Origin of the sequence: Pseudoalteromonas sp. P1-8 (assembly GCF_001399985.1) — a bacterium.
Taxonomy (GTDB): domain Bacteria; phylum Pseudomonadota; class Gammaproteobacteria; order Enterobacterales; family Alteromonadaceae; genus Pseudoalteromonas.
In genome coordinates, this window is sequence record NZ_LJSO01000001.1 from 269,873 (window position 1) to 288,410 (window position 18,538).

The following is an 18,538-nucleotide window of genomic DNA, read 5'->3' on the forward strand; positions in this document are numbered from 1 at the left end:
TGAAAATATATTTCCTTGGAAAATTAACAAAAGCGCCTATTTGCCGCTGTGATTAGCATGTATTTTGGGTTATCCTTATCGACAATTTTTTATTAATTTGCAAGAAGTCTGGAATCGTAGATGCAAGAGCAATATAACCCGCAAGACATTGAGTCAAAAGTACAAGCCTACTGGGAAGAAAACCAAGTATTTAAAGTCACTGAAGATGAGAGCAAAGAAAAGTATTACTGCCTATCTATGTTCCCATACCCAAGCGGCCGACTCCACATGGGTCACGTTCGTAACTACACCATTGGTGACGTAGTATCACGCTTCCAACGCTTGCAAGGCAAAAACGTAATGCAACCTATGGGTTGGGATGCGTTTGGTCTACCTGCTGAAAATGCGGCAATCAAAAATAACACAGCCCCTGCTAAGTGGACTTACGAAAACATCGATTACATGCGCGACCAGTTAAAGCAATTAGGCTTTGGTTATGATTGGGATCGTGAAATCGCAACATGTCACCCAGAATACTACAAGTGGGAACAATGGTTCTTCACTAAGCTTTACGAAAAAGGCCTAGTATACAAAAAGATGTCAACAGTAAACTGGGATCCAGTTGACCAAACAGTACTTGCTAACGAACAAGTTATTGATGGTCGTGGTTGGCGTTCAGGTGCCATTGTTGAGCAAAAAGAAATTCCTCAATGGTTCATCAAAATCACTGATTACGCACAAGAGCTACTAGACGATTTAGATAAGCTTGATCACTGGCCTGAGCAAGTTAAAACCATGCAGCGCAACTGGATTGGTCGCTCTGAAGGTTTAGAAATCGAATTTAAGCGTGCTGATAACGAAGATACATTCAGTGTTTATACAACACGCCCAGATACCTTTATGGGTGTGACGTACGTAGCTGTTGCTGCAGGTCACCCAATTGCACAAGAAGCCGCTAAAAACAGCGACGCTGTAGCTATGTTTGTTGATGAGTGTAAAAACACGAAAATCGCTGAAGCAGACATGGCAACCATGGACAAAAAAGGCATTGCAACTGGCTTTTATGCGATTCACCCATTAACAGGTAAGCAAGTACCGATTTGGGTTGCTAACTTTGTATTAATGGATTACGGCTCAGGCGCTGTAATGGCTGTTCCTGCACATGACCAACGTGACTACGAGTTCGCATCAGCTTATGGCCTTGAAATTGCCCAAGTTATCGCACCAGCTGCAGGTTCTGAAGAAACGGTTGATTTAGACAACCAAGCATTCACTGAAAAAGGCGTGTTAGTTAACTCGGGTGAGTTCGATGGTCTTGAGTTTGAAGCAGCATTTAATGCCGTTGCAGACAAACTAGAAGCGCTGGGTGTAGGTGAGCGTAAAGTTAATTTCCGTCTACGTGACTGGGGTGTTAGCCGTCAGCGTTACTGGGGTTCTCCAATTCCAATGCTTAGCGACGAAAATGGTGATGAGCTTGCAGCAACAGAAGACATGCTACCAGTTCGCTTACCAGAAGACGTAGTTATGAATGGTGTGACTTCACCAATCAAAGCGGATCCTGAGTGGGCTAAAACAACGGTAAATGGCGCGCCTGCATTCCACGAAACAGATACCTTCGATACCTTCATGGAATCGTCTTGGTACTACGCTCGTTACTGTAGCCCACGTTTTGACGAAGGCATGATCGAGCCAGGTGCTGCAAATTACTGGTTACCAGTAAACCAATACATTGGTGGTATTGAGCATGCGATCTTGCACCTACTTTACTCGCGTTTCTTCCACAAACTATTACGTGACTTTGGTTTAGTAAACTCAGATGAGCCATTTGAGCGCTTATTATGTCAAGGCATGGTACTAGCTGATACTTTCTATCGTAAAGATGAGAAAGGCGGTGATATCTGGATTTCACCAACTGATGTACAAACTGAAACAGACGACAAAGGTCGTGTTGTTAAAGCGTGGCACAAAGAAGATGGCGAGCCGGTATTCTCTGCGGGCATGAGCAAAATGTCGAAATCGAAAAACAACGGTATCGACCCACAACAAGTTATTGCCGAATACGGTGCAGATACAGTTCGTTTATTCATGATGTTTACAGCGCCACCAGAGCAAACTCTTGAATGGTCTGATTCAGGTGTTGAAGGTGCAATGCGTTTCTTAAAACGTATTTGGAAATACGCTGTTGATGTAGAAACAGTAGGCTACCAAGCGCTTGATAAATCAGCATTAAACAACGACCAAAAAGTTCTTCGTCGTGAACTTCATAAAGCAATTGCAAAAGTGACTGATGACGTTGAACGTCGTCAAACATTCAACACTGCAATCGCTGCTATCATGGAAATCTCGAACAAGTTACTTAAAGCACCACTTGCTGATAAACAAGATGTGGCAATTGCTAACGAAGCACTTGAAGCATTACTTATCATGCTTGCGCCTATCACACCGCACATGTGTCACCAGTTATGGCAAGACCTTGGCAAAGAAGGCGACATCTTAGATGCAGCATGGCCAACAGTTGATGAGTCAGCACTTGTTGAAGATGAGAAGCTAATCATTGTACAAGTTAACGGCAAGCTACGTGCTAAGTTAACAGTGCCTGCAGATGCAACCAAAGAGCAAGTTGAAGCATTGGCATTTGCTGAAGAAAATGTGACTAAGTTCACTGAAGGCGCGACTATCCGTAAAGTAATTTACGTACCTGGCAAACTACTTAACGTGGTTGCTAACTAAGATGGCAGCGCTTCAAGCACTGAAAAACGGACTAGCCCTTGCGCTAGTCTGTTTACTGCTGACAAGTTGTGGCTTTCACTTAAAGAAAGCCTCTAACTTGCCTGACGACTTGAAAGTAATCACCCTTGTTGGTGATGATGAAAAGTCAGCATTATTCGAATTAGTCGAAAAAGAACTGATTGCGAGTAAAGTTGAGCTTAACCAAGTTGGTAAACACCCTGAGTTAAAGATTCACAAAGACCGCTTAGAGCGTCAAATCTTGTCATTATTTGATAATGGTCAGGTTGCTGAATATGAACTTGCCTATAGCGTAAGCTATACCCTGAAGCGCCCTGGACAAAAAGCGATTAATCAAAGCTTTGAATTGTATCGTAACTACCAAGACGACCCAGACAATGCCCTTGCAAAAGCAAAAGAGCTTGATTTGCTATTAGGCGAAATTCGTAAGCAAGCGAGTCGTCGTATTGTTCGTGAGTTATCACAACTGTAATGCGTTGTTATGCAAACCAGCTTCCTAGCCAGTTAAAAAAAGGCCTCGCGCCTTTTTACATGGTGTTTGGTGAAGAGCCTTATCAAATTGCTCAGTGCATCATGCAAATTCGTCAAGCAGCTAAACAGCAAGGCTTTGACGAAGTCATTAAATTTACCTTAATGCCGGGTTTTGATTGGCAAGAAATTGTTGCTCAATACCAAAGTATGTCACTGTTCAGCGCTCGTACCCTAATTGAATTCGATTTAAACGAGCAAAAACCAGGTACGCAAGGCAGTCAAATCTTTAAGCAACTTGTTGAGCTTGCTAATCCCGATACTATTTTGGTTTTAAAAGGTGCCAAAGCCAGCCAAGATATTCAGCGCAGTGCTTGGTTCAAAGCCTTAGATAAACAAGGCTTATTTGTTCCTTGTTACCCATTAACAGGTAATCACCTGAGCCGTTGGCTAGATGAACAGTGCTATCGTTTAAACTTAAATCTTCACAACAACGCAAAACAAAGCTTAATTGATGCCACTGAAGGTAACTTACTTGCCTGTCATCAAGAGTTAGAAAAACTATCTTTGCTTTATGGTAGTGAGCTAATTGACCAGCAAGCCGTTATGCAAGGGCTACTGAATCAGTCAAAATTTGATATTTTTGATTTAAGTGATGCTTTATTAAATGGCCACGCCGAACAAGCGGTTAAAGTAATGACTAAGCTGGCTGCCGATAACACTGAAGCCATGAGTATTTTTTGGGCCATCAATAAAGAAGCAGCTAACTTAGTGGCAATGCAACACGGGCGCTTGAATGGTGCCAATATGGCTGATTTATACAAAAAGTATAATATTTGGAAAAACCAACAAGCTGTTGTACAACAGGCCTTAAACCGCTTGAACATCCAAGTACTCGAACAAATTACCAAACAATTAGCTCAGTTTGATGCTGCATATAAACAAGGCAACCTTGTAGCCCCCTACCAAGCATTAATGCAAATATGCTTAGTGTTTTGCCAACCAGTGGCGATACCTTTACCTTGCCACCCGGTCTTTGACTAAGAGTAACAATTCATGATTGCTATTTTTGGTGGCACCTTTGATCCAATTCACTTAGGTCATATTAATATGGCCCAGCAGTGTGTTCAGCAGTGCCAACTCGATACCCTTTACTTCATGCCTTGCGCTATTCCTGCCCATAAAGCCAAGCCAGGAATAAGTGATGAGCATCGCATTAATATGCTAAAACTTGCGATTGACAACAATCCGCATTTTGCTATCGATTACCGTGAGCTAAACCGAGAAGGTGCGTCTTATTCTTTGCTGAGTTTAGAAGAGCTTCGTGCAGAAAACCCAGCAGCGCCGATTATGTTTTTAATCGGCATGGACTCATTCAATAGCCTAGATAAATGGTTTAAATGGCAAGAGATTGTCAAACTTTGTCATATCGTCGTGTACCAGCGCCCGGGGCAGCACTGCCAAGTATCTGGTGAACTTGCAGCTTATAAAGAGAATGCCGTAACAGAGCAACTTAGCCAGCTACAACAGGCCCCTGCAGGTAAGTTATTCTTTTTAAATGGCTTACAAGTTAATGCCGCCTCAAGCGAAATCAGAAAAAAGCTGCATTTAAATAATGATATAGCGGAACTTTTACCTACCAATGTAAGTCAATACATTGCGCAGCATCATCTTTACCAAACAGATGAATAAATACTGCCTGCGTGATAAAATAACAAATTAAGATTATTTATTTTTGAGAAAACACTTTGGATTCTAAACAACTACTCGCATTTGCCCTTGATAAAGTCGACGATATGAAAGCCCGTGATGTGGTACAGCTTGATGTACGTGGTAAGTCTGACATTACTGATTACATGTTAGTGTGCTCAGGTAACTCTAAACGCCATGTACAATCGATTGCTGATCACGTTGCTAAAGAAGCACGCCATGCAGGTGAAGAGCCTCTCGGATACGAAGGCCAAAACGAAGGCGAATGGGTGCTGGTAGACCTAGGTGATGTGGTAGTGCATGTAATGCAAGACCAATCTCGCGACTTCTATGATCTAGAGAAACTTTGGGGCTAACCCTTAGCAAGGACATAGGTAACCATTTTGAAAATACAATTGATTGCTGTTGGCACCAAAATGCCAGCATGGGTTGAAACCGGATTCACAGAATATCAACGTCGCTTCCCACGTGATATGCCCCTTGAGCTAATTGAAATCCCCGCAGGTAAACGTGGTAAAAATGCGGATATCAAACGTATTTTACAACTTGAAGGCGAAAAGACCCTTGCTGCTATCCCTAAAGGCAACCGCATTGTGACGCTAGAGGTCACCGGTAAGCCAATGGATACCCATCAGCTGGCAAAAAGTATGGAAAAATGGCAGCTTGATGGTCGCGATGTCAGCTTATTGATCGGCGGACCAGAAGGTTTAGCACCTGAGTGTATTGCAGCGTCTGAGCAAAAGTGGTCATTATCAAACCTGACACTACCGCACCCTCTAGTGCGCATTATTGTTGCAGAAAGCCTATACCGAGGCTGGAGCTTGAATAACAACCACCCTTATCATCGCGAGTAGTAAAGCCAATGCGAAAACACAGACCCACGATTCGAGACCACTCGGCTGAGGCAAACTTATTTGCTCGCCGAGCATTTGTGGGTTTTGTGTTTGTTACACTGTTAATTGGTGTGTTGTTATCTAACCTATACAACATCCAAGTTATCGAACATCAAGACTACCAGACACGTTCGAACGATAACCGCATCAAAGTTATTCCAATTGCCCCTAACCGTGGGCTTATTTACGACAGAAATGGCGTATTACTGGCTGAAAACAAGCCAGTTTATAATTTAGAAGTCATACCCGAGGAAGTTGATAACCTTGAAGAGGCACTGAGCGAAGTTGAAAAAGTTATCGAAATAACTGAGCAACAAAAAGCTGACTTTCTAGATGACATTAAGCACAATCGCCGCTTTAAAAGCCAAGTATTAAAAGCCCGTTTAGACGAAATCGAAGTTGCAAAGTTCTCGGTTAATCAGCATAAGTTTCCAGGCTTTAGTATCGAAGCACGTTTGGCTCGCTATTACCCTTATGGTGATACCCTTACCCATGCCTTAGGTTATGTTGCCAAACTTAACAAAAAAGAACTCACCAAACTTGAAGCAGAAGACCAAGCAACCAACTACCGTGCAACGCACGACATTGGTAAGCTCGGTATCGAAAAGTATTACGAAGAACTTCTTCATGGTGTGGTTGGTTCGCAGCGCGTTGAAGTAAATAACCGTGGCCGAGTTATCCGTACTTTAAGCCTCACGCCACCTGAGCCAGGTCACGACTTAGTACTTACTTTGGATATTGGCCTGCAACAAATTGCTCAACATGCCTTAAAAGATATGCGTGGTGCCATTGTAGTGCTTGATGCTAAAGATGGCGGCGTTTTAGCACTCTACTCTAACCCAAGTTATGACCCGAATTTATTTGTTCATGGTATCAGCAGCACAGATTACAAAAAGTTGTTAAACCCAGACCGACCGCTAATTAACCGTACCACGCAAGGGCGTTATGCACCTGCCTCTACAGTTAAACCTCATATGTCAATTCTTGCCCTTGAAGAAGGACTGGTAACAGAGCAAACACAAATTTGGGATCCGGGCTTTTTCCAAATTCCTAATGTGGAGCACAAATGGCGTGACTGGAAACGTTGGGGCCATGGTCATGTTGATGTTTATCGTGCTATTGAAGAATCATGCGATACCTATTTTTACGATGTTGCTTACCGTTTAGGGATCACCAAAATCAGTGACTTTATGACGCAGTTTGGCTTTGGCGAGCTCTCTGGAATCGATATTCACGAAGAAACATCTGCCATTATGCCATCGCGAGAGTGGAAAGAAGCCCGCTTTAGAGAGTCATGGTGGCGCGGCGACACCATTTCAGTGGGTATCGGGCAAGGTTATTGGACCGCAACACCAATGCAAATAGCTAATGCTACCAACATATTAGTGAACCGCGGGCTCGATCATCCTCCGCACCTCGTACAAGTCGCTAAAAAAGAAAACGAAGTAACGCAAATCAATAATGATGAAAAGCCACCTGTAGTATTAAAAAATCCTCATCATTGGCAAATTGCGCTAGATGCGATGCACAACACCGTACATAAAGTCACAGGTACTGCACATAAAGCATTTAAAGGGGCGAATTACGACCCAGCAGGTAAAACGGGTACTGCTCAGGTTGTAAGTATTGCTCAAGGTGAGCGTTATGATGCTAAGTCACTTAAAGAGCGCCAACGTGATAACGCTATCTACGTTGGTTTTGCACCCTATAACGACCCACAAATTGTGGTCTCTGTGGTGGTTGAAAACACCGGTGGTGGTAGTACGGTTGGTGCGCCTATTGCGCGTCAATTAATGGATTACTACTTCTCAGCGAATCCGATTCAAATAGCCCAAAGTGACGCGCCATGATCCCATTAAATAAAAAACGCTCAATTTGGCAGCGCCTACACCTAGACTTACCGTTGCTTCTAGCTCTGATGACGATGATGGTAGCCAGCCTTGCCATTGTATACAGTGCCAGCGGCCAAGACTCAGCGATGATGATACGCCACGCAACACGTATGTTTGGCGCTATCTTAGGTATGTTTATACTCGCGCAGTTTTCGCCTAACACATTAAAAAGTATGGTCATTCCGCTCTACTGCGTGGGGCTTTTGATGCTGGTTGGGGTGTTGTTATTTGGGGTTAGTTCAAAAGGTGCACAGCGCTGGCTTGACTTAGGTGTGACACGTTTCCAGCCGTCAGAGTTAATGAAAATTGCCGTGCCAATGATGGTTGCATGGTATATCGGGCGTAACCATTTACCGCCAAGAATCATCCATTTAATTATTGGCTTTGCGATTGTAATGGTGCCAACCATTTTAATTAAAGAACAACCCGACTTAGGCACCTCTATTTTAATTGCCAGCTCAGGGATATTTGTATTGTTTTTATCTGGGCTAAGTTGGCGTCTTATTGGCTTTTTATCTGCTACTGTTGGTTTGGCAGCATGGCCGTTTTGGCATTACGTGATGCTTGATTATCAAAAACAACGGGTACTGACCTTTTTAGATCCTGAAAGCGATCCGCTTGGCTCGGGTTACCACATTATTCAATCGAAAATTGCGATAGGTTCTGGTGGCATTGAGGGTAAAGGCTGGCTGCAAGGCACCCAATCACAATTGGAGTTTTTACCTGAGCGTCATACCGATTTTATCTTTTCTGTACTGAGCGAAGAGTTTGGCCTGTTTGGGGTTTGTTTATTACTTTGTATGTACTTGTTTATTATTGGCCGTGGCTTATATATTGCAGTCAATGCGCAAGATGCGTTTGGTAAACTGCTTGCCGGCGCATTAACACTGACCTTCTTCGTTTATGTATTTGTAAATATTGGCATGGTTTCGGGCTTACTGCCTGTAGTAGGTGTTCCGTTACCTCTAATAAGCTATGGTGGCACCTCAATGGTGACCTTGATGGCCGGATTTGGCATTATCATGTCTATCGCCACCGATAAAAGGATGCTTTTAAAATAATGACACAGCGAGTCAATTACTTACTTATAGCGTTATTTTCTATGCTGTTAGCAGCATGTAGCTCTTCATCTCAGCAAGGCCGTTATGCTATGGAGCATGATGCAGCCCCGCTTCGAAAACCAACCGAACTTGAAATGCAAGATGCCATAGTCACCCCGGTTGTTAAAAGTGCAAGCGCTAGTCGCCCTTACGAAGTCCGTGGTAAACGCTACACGCCGATGCTAGATGAAACAGGCTATGCAGAAGAAGGGATTGCTTCGTGGTATGGTCGAAAGTTTCACAATTATCACACCTCAAACGGCGAAGTGTACGATATGTTTGCGATGACAGCAGCTCATAAAACACTGCCGCTACCGAGCTTTGCCAGAGTAACAAATTTAGATAACGGAAAATCAGTAATTGTTCGTGTAAACGACCGTGGCCCATTTCATGATGACCGAATTATCGATTTATCTTATTCTGCGGCCTATAAATTAGGTTATTACCGACAAGGTACAGCCCGTGTTAAGGTTGAGGCTGTTACCCTTGCCAATTCTGCCCCTCGTTTAAGCTACATTCAGGTTGCAGCGGGAAGTACTCTTGCTAACGTTGAAGCGCTCGCGTTTCAACTTCGTCAGCAATATCATGTGCCAACAAACATTGTTGAAAAAGATGGAATCTATCGATTACGTCTTGGTCCAATAAAAGATGCCGCAGAAGCACAAGCAGTTTTAGAAAAGCTAAAACAAAACCAATTTCAGAACGCGTTCTTGCTTTACAGTGAGTAAGACCTTTAGAATAGGTCAACGCAACATGTTTAACTTTAACCATTAATGAGTACGATGAAATCTATAAAATATAAAATCTTAAGTGGCGTTTGTGGCCTTGTTTGCACTGCTAGCGTATTTTCTGCAACAGCCCAAATTATCCCTGCCCCACCTCAAGTTAATGCGAAAGGTTATTTCTTGGTTGATTTCACCACAGGTAAAGTGATTGCCGAAGGCGAAGCAGATACAAAATTAGCACCGGCTAGTTTAACCAAAATGATGACCAGTTATGTAATTGGTACTGAAATCAAAGCAGGTAATATTGCACCAACTGATATGGTTACAGTCAGTGAAAAAGCCTGGGCAAAAAATTTCCCTGAATCATCAAAAATGTTTATCGAAGTCGGTAAGCAGATCAGCGTTGATGACTTAAACCACGGTATCATTATTCAATCGGGTAACGATGCCTGTGTAGCAATGGCAGAACACATTGCTGGTAGTGAAAGCGCATTTGCTGATTTAATGAATGCCCACGCTGAAAAGCTTGGCATGACTAACAGCCACTTCGTAAATAGCCATGGTTTAGATACTAACGAACACTTCACGACACCACGTGATATGGCAACCTTAGGTGCTGCACTTATTCGCGATGTACCTGATGAGTACGAAGTATACGCGAAAAAATCATTCACTTTTAACGGCATCAAGCAATACAACCGTAACTCATTGTTATGGGATGAAAGCATGAACGTTGACGGTATTAAAACTGGCCATACATCAGAAGCGGGTTATAGCTTAGTAACTTCTGCAACTAAAGATGACATGCGTTTAATCGCGGTAGTAATGGGCACAGAAAGCGAACGTGCTCGTAAAGTTGAAAGCAAAAAACTATTGAACTACGGTTTCCGCTTTTTCGAAACAATCACGCCATATAAAGCAGGCGACAGCTTTGCTGAGCAACGTATTTGGATGGGTAACAAAGAAAACGTATCGTTAGGTATCTTAGAAGATACACCTATTACTATTCCACGTGGTCAGCGTAAAAACTTAAAAGCGAACTTCGAGCTTGATAAAACATTAGAAGCGCCGCTTGCTAAAGGTACTAAAGTAGGCACGCTATTCTTACAGCTTGAAGGTGAAGAAATTGCACAATATCCACTAGTTACACTAGAAGAAGTGGAAGAAGGCAGCTTCTTTAGCAAGATCTACGATTACCTACGTTTACAAATTCAGTAATCTGGTCATAAAGTTTATAAACGCCTTGCACCGCAAGGCGTTTTTTTTTGTCTGAAAAATGATAGAATGCGCCCCATATCAGTCGCGCTGGGTCGAGTGCGTCGTAATCTAAGTTTGCTTAACGCCAAGAAATGGCAGAGAACACCTCTATTAAGCACACTCACTGTTTGAGGAGTCACCGTCGTGGTTCAACCTGTAAAAAATACTAAGTTTGATGAGTATTTAGATTTCCCTTGCCCATTCACATTTAAAATCATGGGCTTAGCTAACGTAAATCTAACAGATCAGATCCTAGAAAAGCTGCAACCAATTGCACCTGGCGATTATGCGCCAAAGGTAAAACCAAGCAGCAAAGGTAATTACGAATCTGTAACGCTTGTAGCAACCGTTACAAGTAAAGAGCACATCGAAGAAATTTATAACGTGATCAGCAACATCGATGACGTACGTCACATGCTATAGGCCGATTACGGAGTAACTCGTGAGCGAAAGAGAATTAATCGTTCGTCAATTAGGTCGTCAGCGTTACATGCCAATTTGGCAAAAAATGCAATCTTTTACTGACACCCGTGATGAGCACACAGCAGATGAAATTTGGCTTGTAGAGCACGAGCCAGTATTTACGCAAGGCCAAGCAGGCAAAGCTGAGCACTTATTAAATACCGGTGATATCGAAGTGATCCAAGTGGATCGTGGTGGTCAAGTTACCTATCACGGACCAGGCCAACAAATGATGTATGTGCTATTCAACTTACGTCGTTTAAACATTGGTGTAAGGGAGCTAGTAACCTGGCTTGAAGAGTGCATTATTGATACGTTAAAAGACTACGACATTGATGCCTACGCGAAAGCGGATGCACCCGGTGTTTACGTTAACGACAGCAAAGTTGCCTCATTAGGCCTTCGCGTTCGCCGCGGTTGCTCTTTCCACGGTTTAGCACTAAATGTAAGTATGGATCTAAGTCCATTCTTACGTATTAATCCATGCGGCTATGCTGGCATGAACATGGTGCAAACAACCGATCTTAACGGTCCGCAAAACCTCGAGCAAGCAGGTGCAGGGCTTGTAAAACACATGATTAAAAAGCTTAATGCTACTGTGGTTAAGCACACTGAAGGGTTTGAAAACGAATGAATAAACCAGTCAAAATGGAACCAGGCGTAAAACTGCGTGATGCAGAAAAAATGGCACTGATCCCAGTTAAAGTTTTACCGACTGAAAAAAACGAAATGTTGCGTAAGCCAGAGTGGCTTAAAATTCGCTTACCAAAATCAACTGAACGTATTGATGGTATTAAACAAGCGATGCGTAAACATGGTTTACACTCAGTGTGTGAAGAGGCTTCGTGCCCTAACCTATCTGAATGTTTCAACCATGGTACTGCGACTTTCATGATCTTAGGTGCTATTTGTACTCGTCGTTGCCCGTTCTGTGATGTTGCCCATGGCCGTCCATTAAAGCCAGACGCAGCTGAGCCAGAAAAGCTAGCGCTGACTATTAAAGACATGAAGCTAAGCTATGTTGTAATCACGTCAGTAGACCGTGATGATTTACGTGATGGTGGTGCACAGCACTTTGCTGACTGTATTCGTGAAATTCGTAAGCACAACCCAGAAATCACGATTGAAATTCTAGTACCTGATTTCCGTGGTCGTATGGACAGAGCCCTTGATATCTTAATCGAGACGCCGCCAGATGTATTTAACCACAATTTAGAAACAGCACCGCGTTTATACAAATTAGCGCGTCCAGGTGCTGACTATAAATGGTCACTTGAGTTGTTACGCCGCTTTAAAGAAGCACATCCAGATGTGAAAACTAAGTCTGGTTTGATGGTAGGTTTAGGTGAAGAAATTAGCGAAATCGAAGAGGTGTTACGTGACTTACGCGAGCATAACGTTGATATGCTAACAGTAGGTCAATACCTACAACCATCTAAGCACCACTTACCGGTTAAACGCTATGTGCCGCCAGCAGAGTTTGATGCTTTAAAAGATTATGCAGACGAAATTGGCTTTACACATGCGGCCTGTGGTCCATTTGTTCGCTCAAGCTACCATGCTGACCAACAAGCAGCTGGTAAAGAAGTGAAGTAAACCTTCTTGCAGATATTTAAAAAGCCCGCATTAAGCGGGCTTTTTTATGTTCCAAAATATCAGCGCCCATAACGCGCTAAGAACATTTTTACAGTTTCGCTTATTACTTTGTTATCGGAGTCGCCTTCTTGGCGCTCAAAGCCATACAGCAACGGATAAAAGATCAGAGACTTTAACTGATACACAAACTGTTTTGCTGCAAACTCAACATCATCAATAGTTAAAACCTGTGCTTTCACACCTGCTTCTAAAAACGCCACCAGATCTTGCATACAGCCCATGTTATTACTGGCTAATGATTTTGCTAAATCAGGCTGCTGTAACATCTGCATGAAAGCGACTTTCGCTACTTTTAAAAACTCTTCAGAGGTCAAAAGTGCCACTTCTTGTTCAGCAATGCGTGTTAACTGCTGTGCAATTGGCACAGCAGCATCAAATACAACCGCTTGCTCTTGGCGGACTTTTTCAAACATAAACACTAGAATGGCTTGAAACAACACATCTTTATTTTCAAAGTGATTATATACGGTACGCTTTGAGGCACCCGCTAAGCTTGCAACCTGATCCATACTGGTATGCTCAACACCTTGCTGAAAAAACAATGTCTCAGCTGCATTCAAAATATCTAATCGTTTTCTCTGTGATAATTTCATGGACCCCTCCGATAAGGGTTACTAGTGTAACGCAAAAATAAAAAATGCACTAGATAGTTTACTTTTATAGCAAACCATGAAAAACTACACCGTGTAGTTTACTTATGGTGACGATATGAAATTTCTAAAATGGCTCGCAATCGCCACTCTCTGCATCGTGATAGGAGTGTTTATTATGAATAACCAATTAGCCGCTGAAGGCGTGAGTGATAACAGCCACTCTGCGCAATTATCTGATGGCAAGTTCCACAATACTGCTGAGGTAGAAAGACCCAGCTTTAAGAAAACGCTAGGTATCTTCAAACGCTTTATTACAGAAAAGAAAATTGATGCAGAGCCAAAAGGTGAACTGCCTATGCACTGTGTTTCTCATGCACAGCTTGAGCGTTTATCTAATGACACAGTGCATTTTGTGAAATTAGGTCACTCCTCTATTTTAGCGAAAGTGTATGACGAATACTGGCTATTTGATCCGGTATTTTCAGAGCGCGCTTCGCCTTTTTCATTCATGGGGCCAAAGCGCTTTCAGCCAACACCTATCAGCATTGCAGAGCTACCAAACATTGCTAAAGTGTTTATTTCGCACAACCATTATGATCACTTAGATAAAGCAGCAATTAAACAGCTTGTTGATAAAACAGATTCTTTTTATGTGCCATTAGGAGTCGAAAACGACCTGAAAAAATGGGGCGTTGATAAACAAAAAGTCCATAGCTTTGATTGGTGGCAAGAGCAAAATATGGCAAATAGCCAAATTGTATTTACACCAACCCAGCACTTTTCTGGCCGAGGCTTAACAGACGGCAATAAAACTCTTTGGGGCTCTTGGGCTATTAAAGTAAATGACAAGCGCTTTTATTTTAGCGGTGACTCTGGCTATTTTGCTGGCTTTAAAGAGATTGGTAATCGCTATGGGCCGTTTGATATCACTTTTATTGAAACCGGTGCTTACGACAAAGATTGGGCTGACATTCACATGACACCAGAACAATCAGTGCAAGCTCACCTCGACTTACAAGGTGATGTGATGGTGCCAGTGCATAATGGTACATTCGATCTGGCCTTTCATGCTTGGTATGACCCACTTAAACGTGTCGCTAAAAAAGCAGGACAAGAGCAAGTATCACTGAGTACTCCGCTAGTTGGAGAGGTATTTAAAATTCAAGATACGGCGATTGATAAAACGTGGTGGTAAAATTGGCAGGATGAAAGGTGCATTATTATCCTTTCATCCTGAATAATTAGTTATTTGTAGACTCTTTCTGGACAGCCCCCCTTCGCGTCCCATATAGTGAAACCCTGTACAATCAACCAGAAAAACTATGACAACTCACCTTAAGTATGCAAGCTTGGCACTTGCAATTGGTTTATTCGGCTGCTCTGAGCAACCTACAACAAGCACTGATAAACCAAACGCTGAAAGCAATGAAGCCGTAAACATTGCCAATGTACGCTCACATATTAAAACCCTCGCCTCTGATGAATTTTTAGGCCGTGGCCCTTTAACTGAAGGCGAAACACTAACCATTAACTATTTAGCCGATGAATATAAAAAACTCGGCTTAAGCGGTAGTTTTAATGGCGAGTTTTTACAGCCAGTTACTATGGCAAAACTCACTCCAGATCAAAACATGACCTTACAAGTGGGTGATTTAAGCTTTAATGCTGGCAGTGATTTTACCGCCCGTACTCAACAAATTAACCCTGAAATCAACATCGATGGCTCTGATGTTGTTTTTGTTGGCTATGGTATTAATGCACCTGAATATAATTGGGATGACTTTGCAGATATTGATGTAAAAGACAAAACAATTATCGTGCTTGTTAATGATCCTGGTTTTGCCACCCAAGACGACGCGCTTTTCACCGGTAATGCTATGACCTACTACGGTCGTTGGACTTACAAATATGAAGAAGGTGCTCGCCAAGGTGCAAAAGCAGTATTTATCGTTCACGAAACGGCTCCTGCCGCATACCCTTGGGGCGTTGTAGAAAGCTCGAACACGGGTAGCAAATATACTTTAATCGACCAAGATAAGAATGCTTCTGACATCCCTGTAATGGGATGGATTGATGAGCAAGCAGCAAATGAAATTTTTGCTCAAGCAGGCCTTGATTATCAAACTGAAAAAGCCAACGCGCTAAAAGCTGACTTTAAACCTGTCGACTTAAAAGCGAAAGCAGCGCTGACACTGAAAAGTGATATCTCTCAAGCGCAATCGCATAATGTTGTTGCAACCCTTAAAGGTAGCGAAACCCCTAATGAGTACATTGTAATTGGTGCGCACTGGGACCACTTTGGCACCAAGCAAACAGATGACGGCGTGAAAATCTACAATGGTGCTGTTGATAACGCATCAGGTAGCGCAGCAACGGTAGAAATAGCCCGTATTCTTACTGAAATGCATAAGAAAAAACCATTTAAACGCTCGATTATCTTTGCCAACTTTACGGCTGAAGAAACTGGTCTTATTGGTTCTGAGCAATTCGCTACTGGCGAAATTGTACCAACCAAGCAAATGGTCGCACTGCTTAATATTGATGGTATGAACGTACTTGATGGCGTTGACTACATATTACAATACGGTAAAGGCATGTCTGAAATGGAAGACTACCTAGCAGATGCCGCGAAAGCACAAGGTCGTCATGTAAAAATGGACCCTCGTCCTCAAAATGGTTTGTTCTTCCGCTCTGATCACTTCTCTTTAGCTAAACAAGGCGTTCCTAGCTTACTATTTATGAGTTTAGGTGATACAGATCCTGATTACATCGCGCACAAATATCATAAAGAAGCTGACGACTATTCAGCAGATTGGTCTATGGGCGGTGTTGAGCAAGATATTGAACTGATTGTTGATATTGCCGCCAAACTTGCTGATAACGGCGATTGGCCTAAGTGGAAAGCCGAGTCTGATTTCAAAGCTCGTCGCTTACAAGATAAGCAATAACCTTCGCCTAGATACAAAAAACCGAGCTAGTTGCTCGGTTTTTTATTGTCAGTTTTACTTATTACTCGTTAAATTTAGCCTTAAGTGATTGTGCTTCTTCTTGCACTTCCTCTGGACCATTGGCAATAACATCTTCAATGGCTTGCAACGCTGAGTCAAAGTCGTCTATTTCGATATATGCCCGAGCTAAGTCCAGTTTCGCTGAGTAACCACCACTTTCGGCATCAACATCAGTTGGGTTCTCACCCGCTAGTAAGTCATTAAAATCACTCAGCCCTACATCCATATCAACCTCATCATAAGGTTCGTGGTCGAGTGCTTCATCGTCACTTTGTTCAAGTAATGAATCGATATCTACAAACTCATCCGTTGAAGTAGTTTGTTGCCCCTCGGAATCTAATGCCTGTACTTCAGGTTCAACTGGCTGTTCGCTTTCACCCTGTAAGTCTTCATTTAATAGTGCATTAAAATCAACATCGAACTCACTGGCATCAGCAATATCAGCTTCATCTGGCTCTGCTAATTCATTTAACAGCGCATCAAAGTCTGTTTGAGTAAGGTCAGCCATAAAATCATCATCGATTTCATCGTCTGACAGCTCACTTAAATCAGCCTCGTCAGCTAAATTAGACTCGATATCAGCTAATGTTTGCTCTGCTTCTACGGCATCATCAAGTTCAATATCGTCCAATTCGAATTCAGGGAACTCTTCTAATTCGTCTTGGCTATCAGCCACCTCATCGTCAATTGGCGCTTCGCTCGTTAACTCTGTTGTGCCTTCACTCTGTGATTGTTCCGATAAGTCGTCATCAGGATCAAGAATATCATCTTCTGTAAATTCATTATCAAGCAAGATCTCATCATCAAAATCATCGTCTAGCTGATCAAGCTCATTACCCGTTGCTAATGAATTAGCAAGGTCTTGCTCTGCCTGACTTAACTGTAATGGTGCATCTTCATCTAACTCACTAGAAGTGCCTTCATCAGACTCATCCAATTCAAAACCAGCTTCATCTAACTCAAGCTCTGGATACTCTTCCAACTCTTGGCTAGGAGTCACCGTATCTTGCTGTAATGGCTCTTCGTCGGCGGTTAAATCAAATTCATCAGTTAGGTCTTCATCTGCTAGCGGATCATCGCCTAAATCAATTTCAACTTCTTCTATGTCTTGCTCTGGTTCATCTATTGACCAGTCTGGTGCTTCGACATAGTCATCTTCTTCACCAATTTCATTTAATAACTCATCAACACTTTTCAGTGACGGATCAGCAAACTCGTCAAGGCTATCATCTTCATCTAATAGCTCATCGCTATCTTCATTAAACTCTTGATTGAGCGCTTCATCGATATCAACTTCATCTGTATCATCAACCAACTCTGATGCAATCGATTCAACATTCATGTCATCAACCGCTTGATCAGCATCGGCTAAATCTTCTAGCGATTCTTGTAGATTCTCATCATGCTCTGCACTGTCACTCTGTTCATGACTTAAATCTGAGATCTGGGCTTCAGTGTCTTGCTTCAGCTCATTTGTTTGCTGAATAAGCTCTTCGAGCTCATCATTAACGTCAGAGTCCTGCTCATCACTAGCGTCTTCATCAAGTAATGAGTCAATATCTGCTACATCGAGCTCATCGTCTTGCTCAGCATTGTCATCAATATCTGAGCTACTTTCATCTGTTAACTCAGGTTCTTCTGACTCTGCATCAACCTCATGAAGTAGTGAGTCTATTTCATCAGTATCAAACTCATCGCTTAAATCATCCGCAATAGGCTCTTCGGTAAGCTCTTCAACTGGTTCTAGTTCTGGCTCTTCCTGCGCTTCATCCAATAATGAGTCGATGTCATCGACATCTAAATCATCATCAAGCTCATCTTCGTCAATTAAATCGTCTGCACTAGGTTCTTCAATTGACTCTTCAACCAGCTCTTCAGATTCAGGCTTTTCTTGAGCTTCATCTAATAGTGAGTCGATGTCATCGACATCTAGGGCATCATCAAGCTCATCTTCATCGATTAAATCGTCTGCACTTGGTTCTTCTACAAGCTCTTCAGGCTGCTCATCAACAAGTTCCGATTCAGGCTCATGCTCTGTTTGAGCTTC

The 18,538-nt window shown here is 42.6% G+C and carries 17 protein-coding genes; 15 read left to right on the forward strand and 2 right to left on the reverse strand.

Annotation, left to right across the window (positions count from 1 at the left end; all coding sequences use genetic code 11):
* Window positions 1-120: 120 nt before the first annotated feature.
* The 13 genes from leuS (at window position 121) to lipA (ending at window position 12,830) form a co-directional block, all read left to right on the forward strand.
* The gene (leuS, locus tag AN213_RS01190) at window positions 121-2,709 is read left to right on the forward strand and encodes a leucine--tRNA ligase (RefSeq protein WP_055020919.1); all 2,589 of its coding nucleotides are present in this window, start codon (window positions 121-123) and stop codon (window positions 2,707-2,709) included.
* 1 nt (window position 2,710) lies between these two features.
* Window positions 2,711-3,199 (forward strand): LPS assembly lipoprotein LptE, encoded by a 489-nt coding sequence (gene lptE / locus AN213_RS01195; protein WP_055196911.1) that lies wholly within the window; start codon window positions 2,711-2,713, stop codon window positions 3,197-3,199.
* Window positions 3,199-4,239, forward strand: coding sequence for a DNA polymerase III subunit delta (gene holA / locus AN213_RS01200; RefSeq protein WP_055196912.1), 1,041 nt, complete (start codon window positions 3,199-3,201; stop codon window positions 4,237-4,239). Before lptE ends, holA begins: the two co-directional genes overlap by 1 nt.
* Before the next feature lie 12 nt (window positions 4,240-4,251).
* Complete coding sequence (gene nadD / locus AN213_RS01205) at window positions 4,252-4,887, forward strand: nicotinate-nucleotide adenylyltransferase (RefSeq protein ID WP_055020921.1); 636 nt, start codon at window positions 4,252-4,254, stop codon at window positions 4,885-4,887.
* 56 nt (window positions 4,888-4,943) lie between these two features.
* The gene (gene rsfS, locus AN213_RS01210) at window positions 4,944-5,261 is read left to right on the forward strand and encodes a ribosome silencing factor (protein ID WP_054561829.1); all 318 of its coding nucleotides are present in this window, start codon (window positions 4,944-4,946) and stop codon (window positions 5,259-5,261) included.
* Between the two features lie 27 nt (window positions 5,262-5,288).
* Window positions 5,289-5,759 carry a 23S rRNA (pseudouridine(1915)-N(3))-methyltransferase RlmH gene (gene rlmH / locus AN213_RS01215; protein ID WP_036967350.1) on the forward strand — a complete coding sequence of 157 codons (471 nt, stop codon included), beginning with the start codon at window positions 5,289-5,291 and terminating at the stop codon, window positions 5,757-5,759.
* A gap of 8 nt (window positions 5,760-5,767) precedes the next feature.
* Complete coding sequence (mrdA, locus tag AN213_RS01220) at window positions 5,768-7,648, forward strand: penicillin-binding protein 2 (protein ID WP_055196914.1); 1,881 nt, start codon at window positions 5,768-5,770, stop codon at window positions 7,646-7,648.
* Window positions 7,645-8,751, forward strand: a complete 1,107-nt coding sequence (rodA, locus tag AN213_RS01225) for a rod shape-determining protein RodA (protein ID WP_055196917.1) — start codon at window positions 7,645-7,647, stop codon at window positions 8,749-8,751. Before mrdA ends, rodA begins: the two co-directional genes overlap by 4 nt.
* Entirely contained in the window at window positions 8,751-9,518 is a 768-nt protein-coding gene (locus AN213_RS01230; protein ID WP_055196919.1) for a septal ring lytic transglycosylase RlpA family protein, read from the forward strand. Before rodA ends, AN213_RS01230 begins: the two co-directional genes overlap by 1 nt.
* Window positions 9,519-9,572: 54 nt before the next feature.
* On the forward strand, window positions 9,573-10,733 hold the full coding sequence (locus AN213_RS01235) for a serine hydrolase (RefSeq protein WP_054551673.1): 1,161 nt from the start codon (window positions 9,573-9,575) through the stop codon (window positions 10,731-10,733).
* A gap of 183 nt (window positions 10,734-10,916) precedes the next feature.
* Complete coding sequence (ybeD, locus tag AN213_RS01240; RefSeq protein ID WP_054551674.1) at window positions 10,917-11,195, forward strand: DUF493 family protein YbeD; 279 nt, start codon at window positions 10,917-10,919, stop codon at window positions 11,193-11,195.
* A gap of 19 nt (window positions 11,196-11,214) precedes the next feature.
* Window positions 11,215-11,868 (forward strand): lipoyl(octanoyl) transferase LipB, encoded by a 654-nt coding sequence (lipB, locus tag AN213_RS01245; RefSeq protein ID WP_082389180.1) that lies wholly within the window; start codon window positions 11,215-11,217, stop codon window positions 11,866-11,868.
* A complete protein-coding gene (gene lipA / locus AN213_RS01250; RefSeq protein WP_054551675.1) occupies window positions 11,865-12,830 on the forward strand; it encodes a lipoyl synthase in 966 nt (321 codons plus the stop codon). The genes lipB and lipA overlap by 4 nt, the downstream gene beginning before the upstream one ends.
* A gap of 59 nt (window positions 12,831-12,889) precedes the next feature.
* On the opposite strand, the gene AN213_RS01255 is transcribed toward lipA, so the two are convergent.
* Window positions 12,890-13,483, reverse strand: a complete 594-nt coding sequence (locus tag AN213_RS01255; RefSeq protein WP_054561833.1) for a TetR/AcrR family transcriptional regulator — start codon at window positions 13,481-13,483, stop codon at window positions 12,890-12,892.
* A 175-nt stretch (window positions 13,484-13,658) separates the two neighbouring features.
* Here AN213_RS01255 and AN213_RS01260 point away from each other — a divergent pair, with 175 nt between their 5' ends.
* Both AN213_RS01260 and AN213_RS01265 read left to right on the forward strand, forming a co-directional pair.
* The gene (locus AN213_RS01260) at window positions 13,659-14,678 is read left to right on the forward strand and encodes an MBL fold metallo-hydrolase (protein WP_236702871.1); all 1,020 of its coding nucleotides are present in this window, start codon (window positions 13,659-13,661) and stop codon (window positions 14,676-14,678) included.
* Between the two features lie 127 nt (window positions 14,679-14,805).
* Complete coding sequence (locus AN213_RS01265) at window positions 14,806-16,431, forward strand: M28 family metallopeptidase (protein ID WP_054561835.1); 1,626 nt, start codon at window positions 14,806-14,808, stop codon at window positions 16,429-16,431.
* Window positions 16,432-16,492: 61 nt separating this feature from the next.
* Here the strand turns inward: AN213_RS01265 and AN213_RS01270 are convergent, their stop codons facing one another.
* Window positions 16,493-18,265, reverse strand: a complete 1,773-nt coding sequence (locus AN213_RS01270; RefSeq protein WP_055196923.1) for a FimV/HubP family polar landmark protein — start codon at window positions 18,263-18,265, stop codon at window positions 16,493-16,495.
* Window positions 18,266-18,538 lie beyond the last annotated feature (273 nt).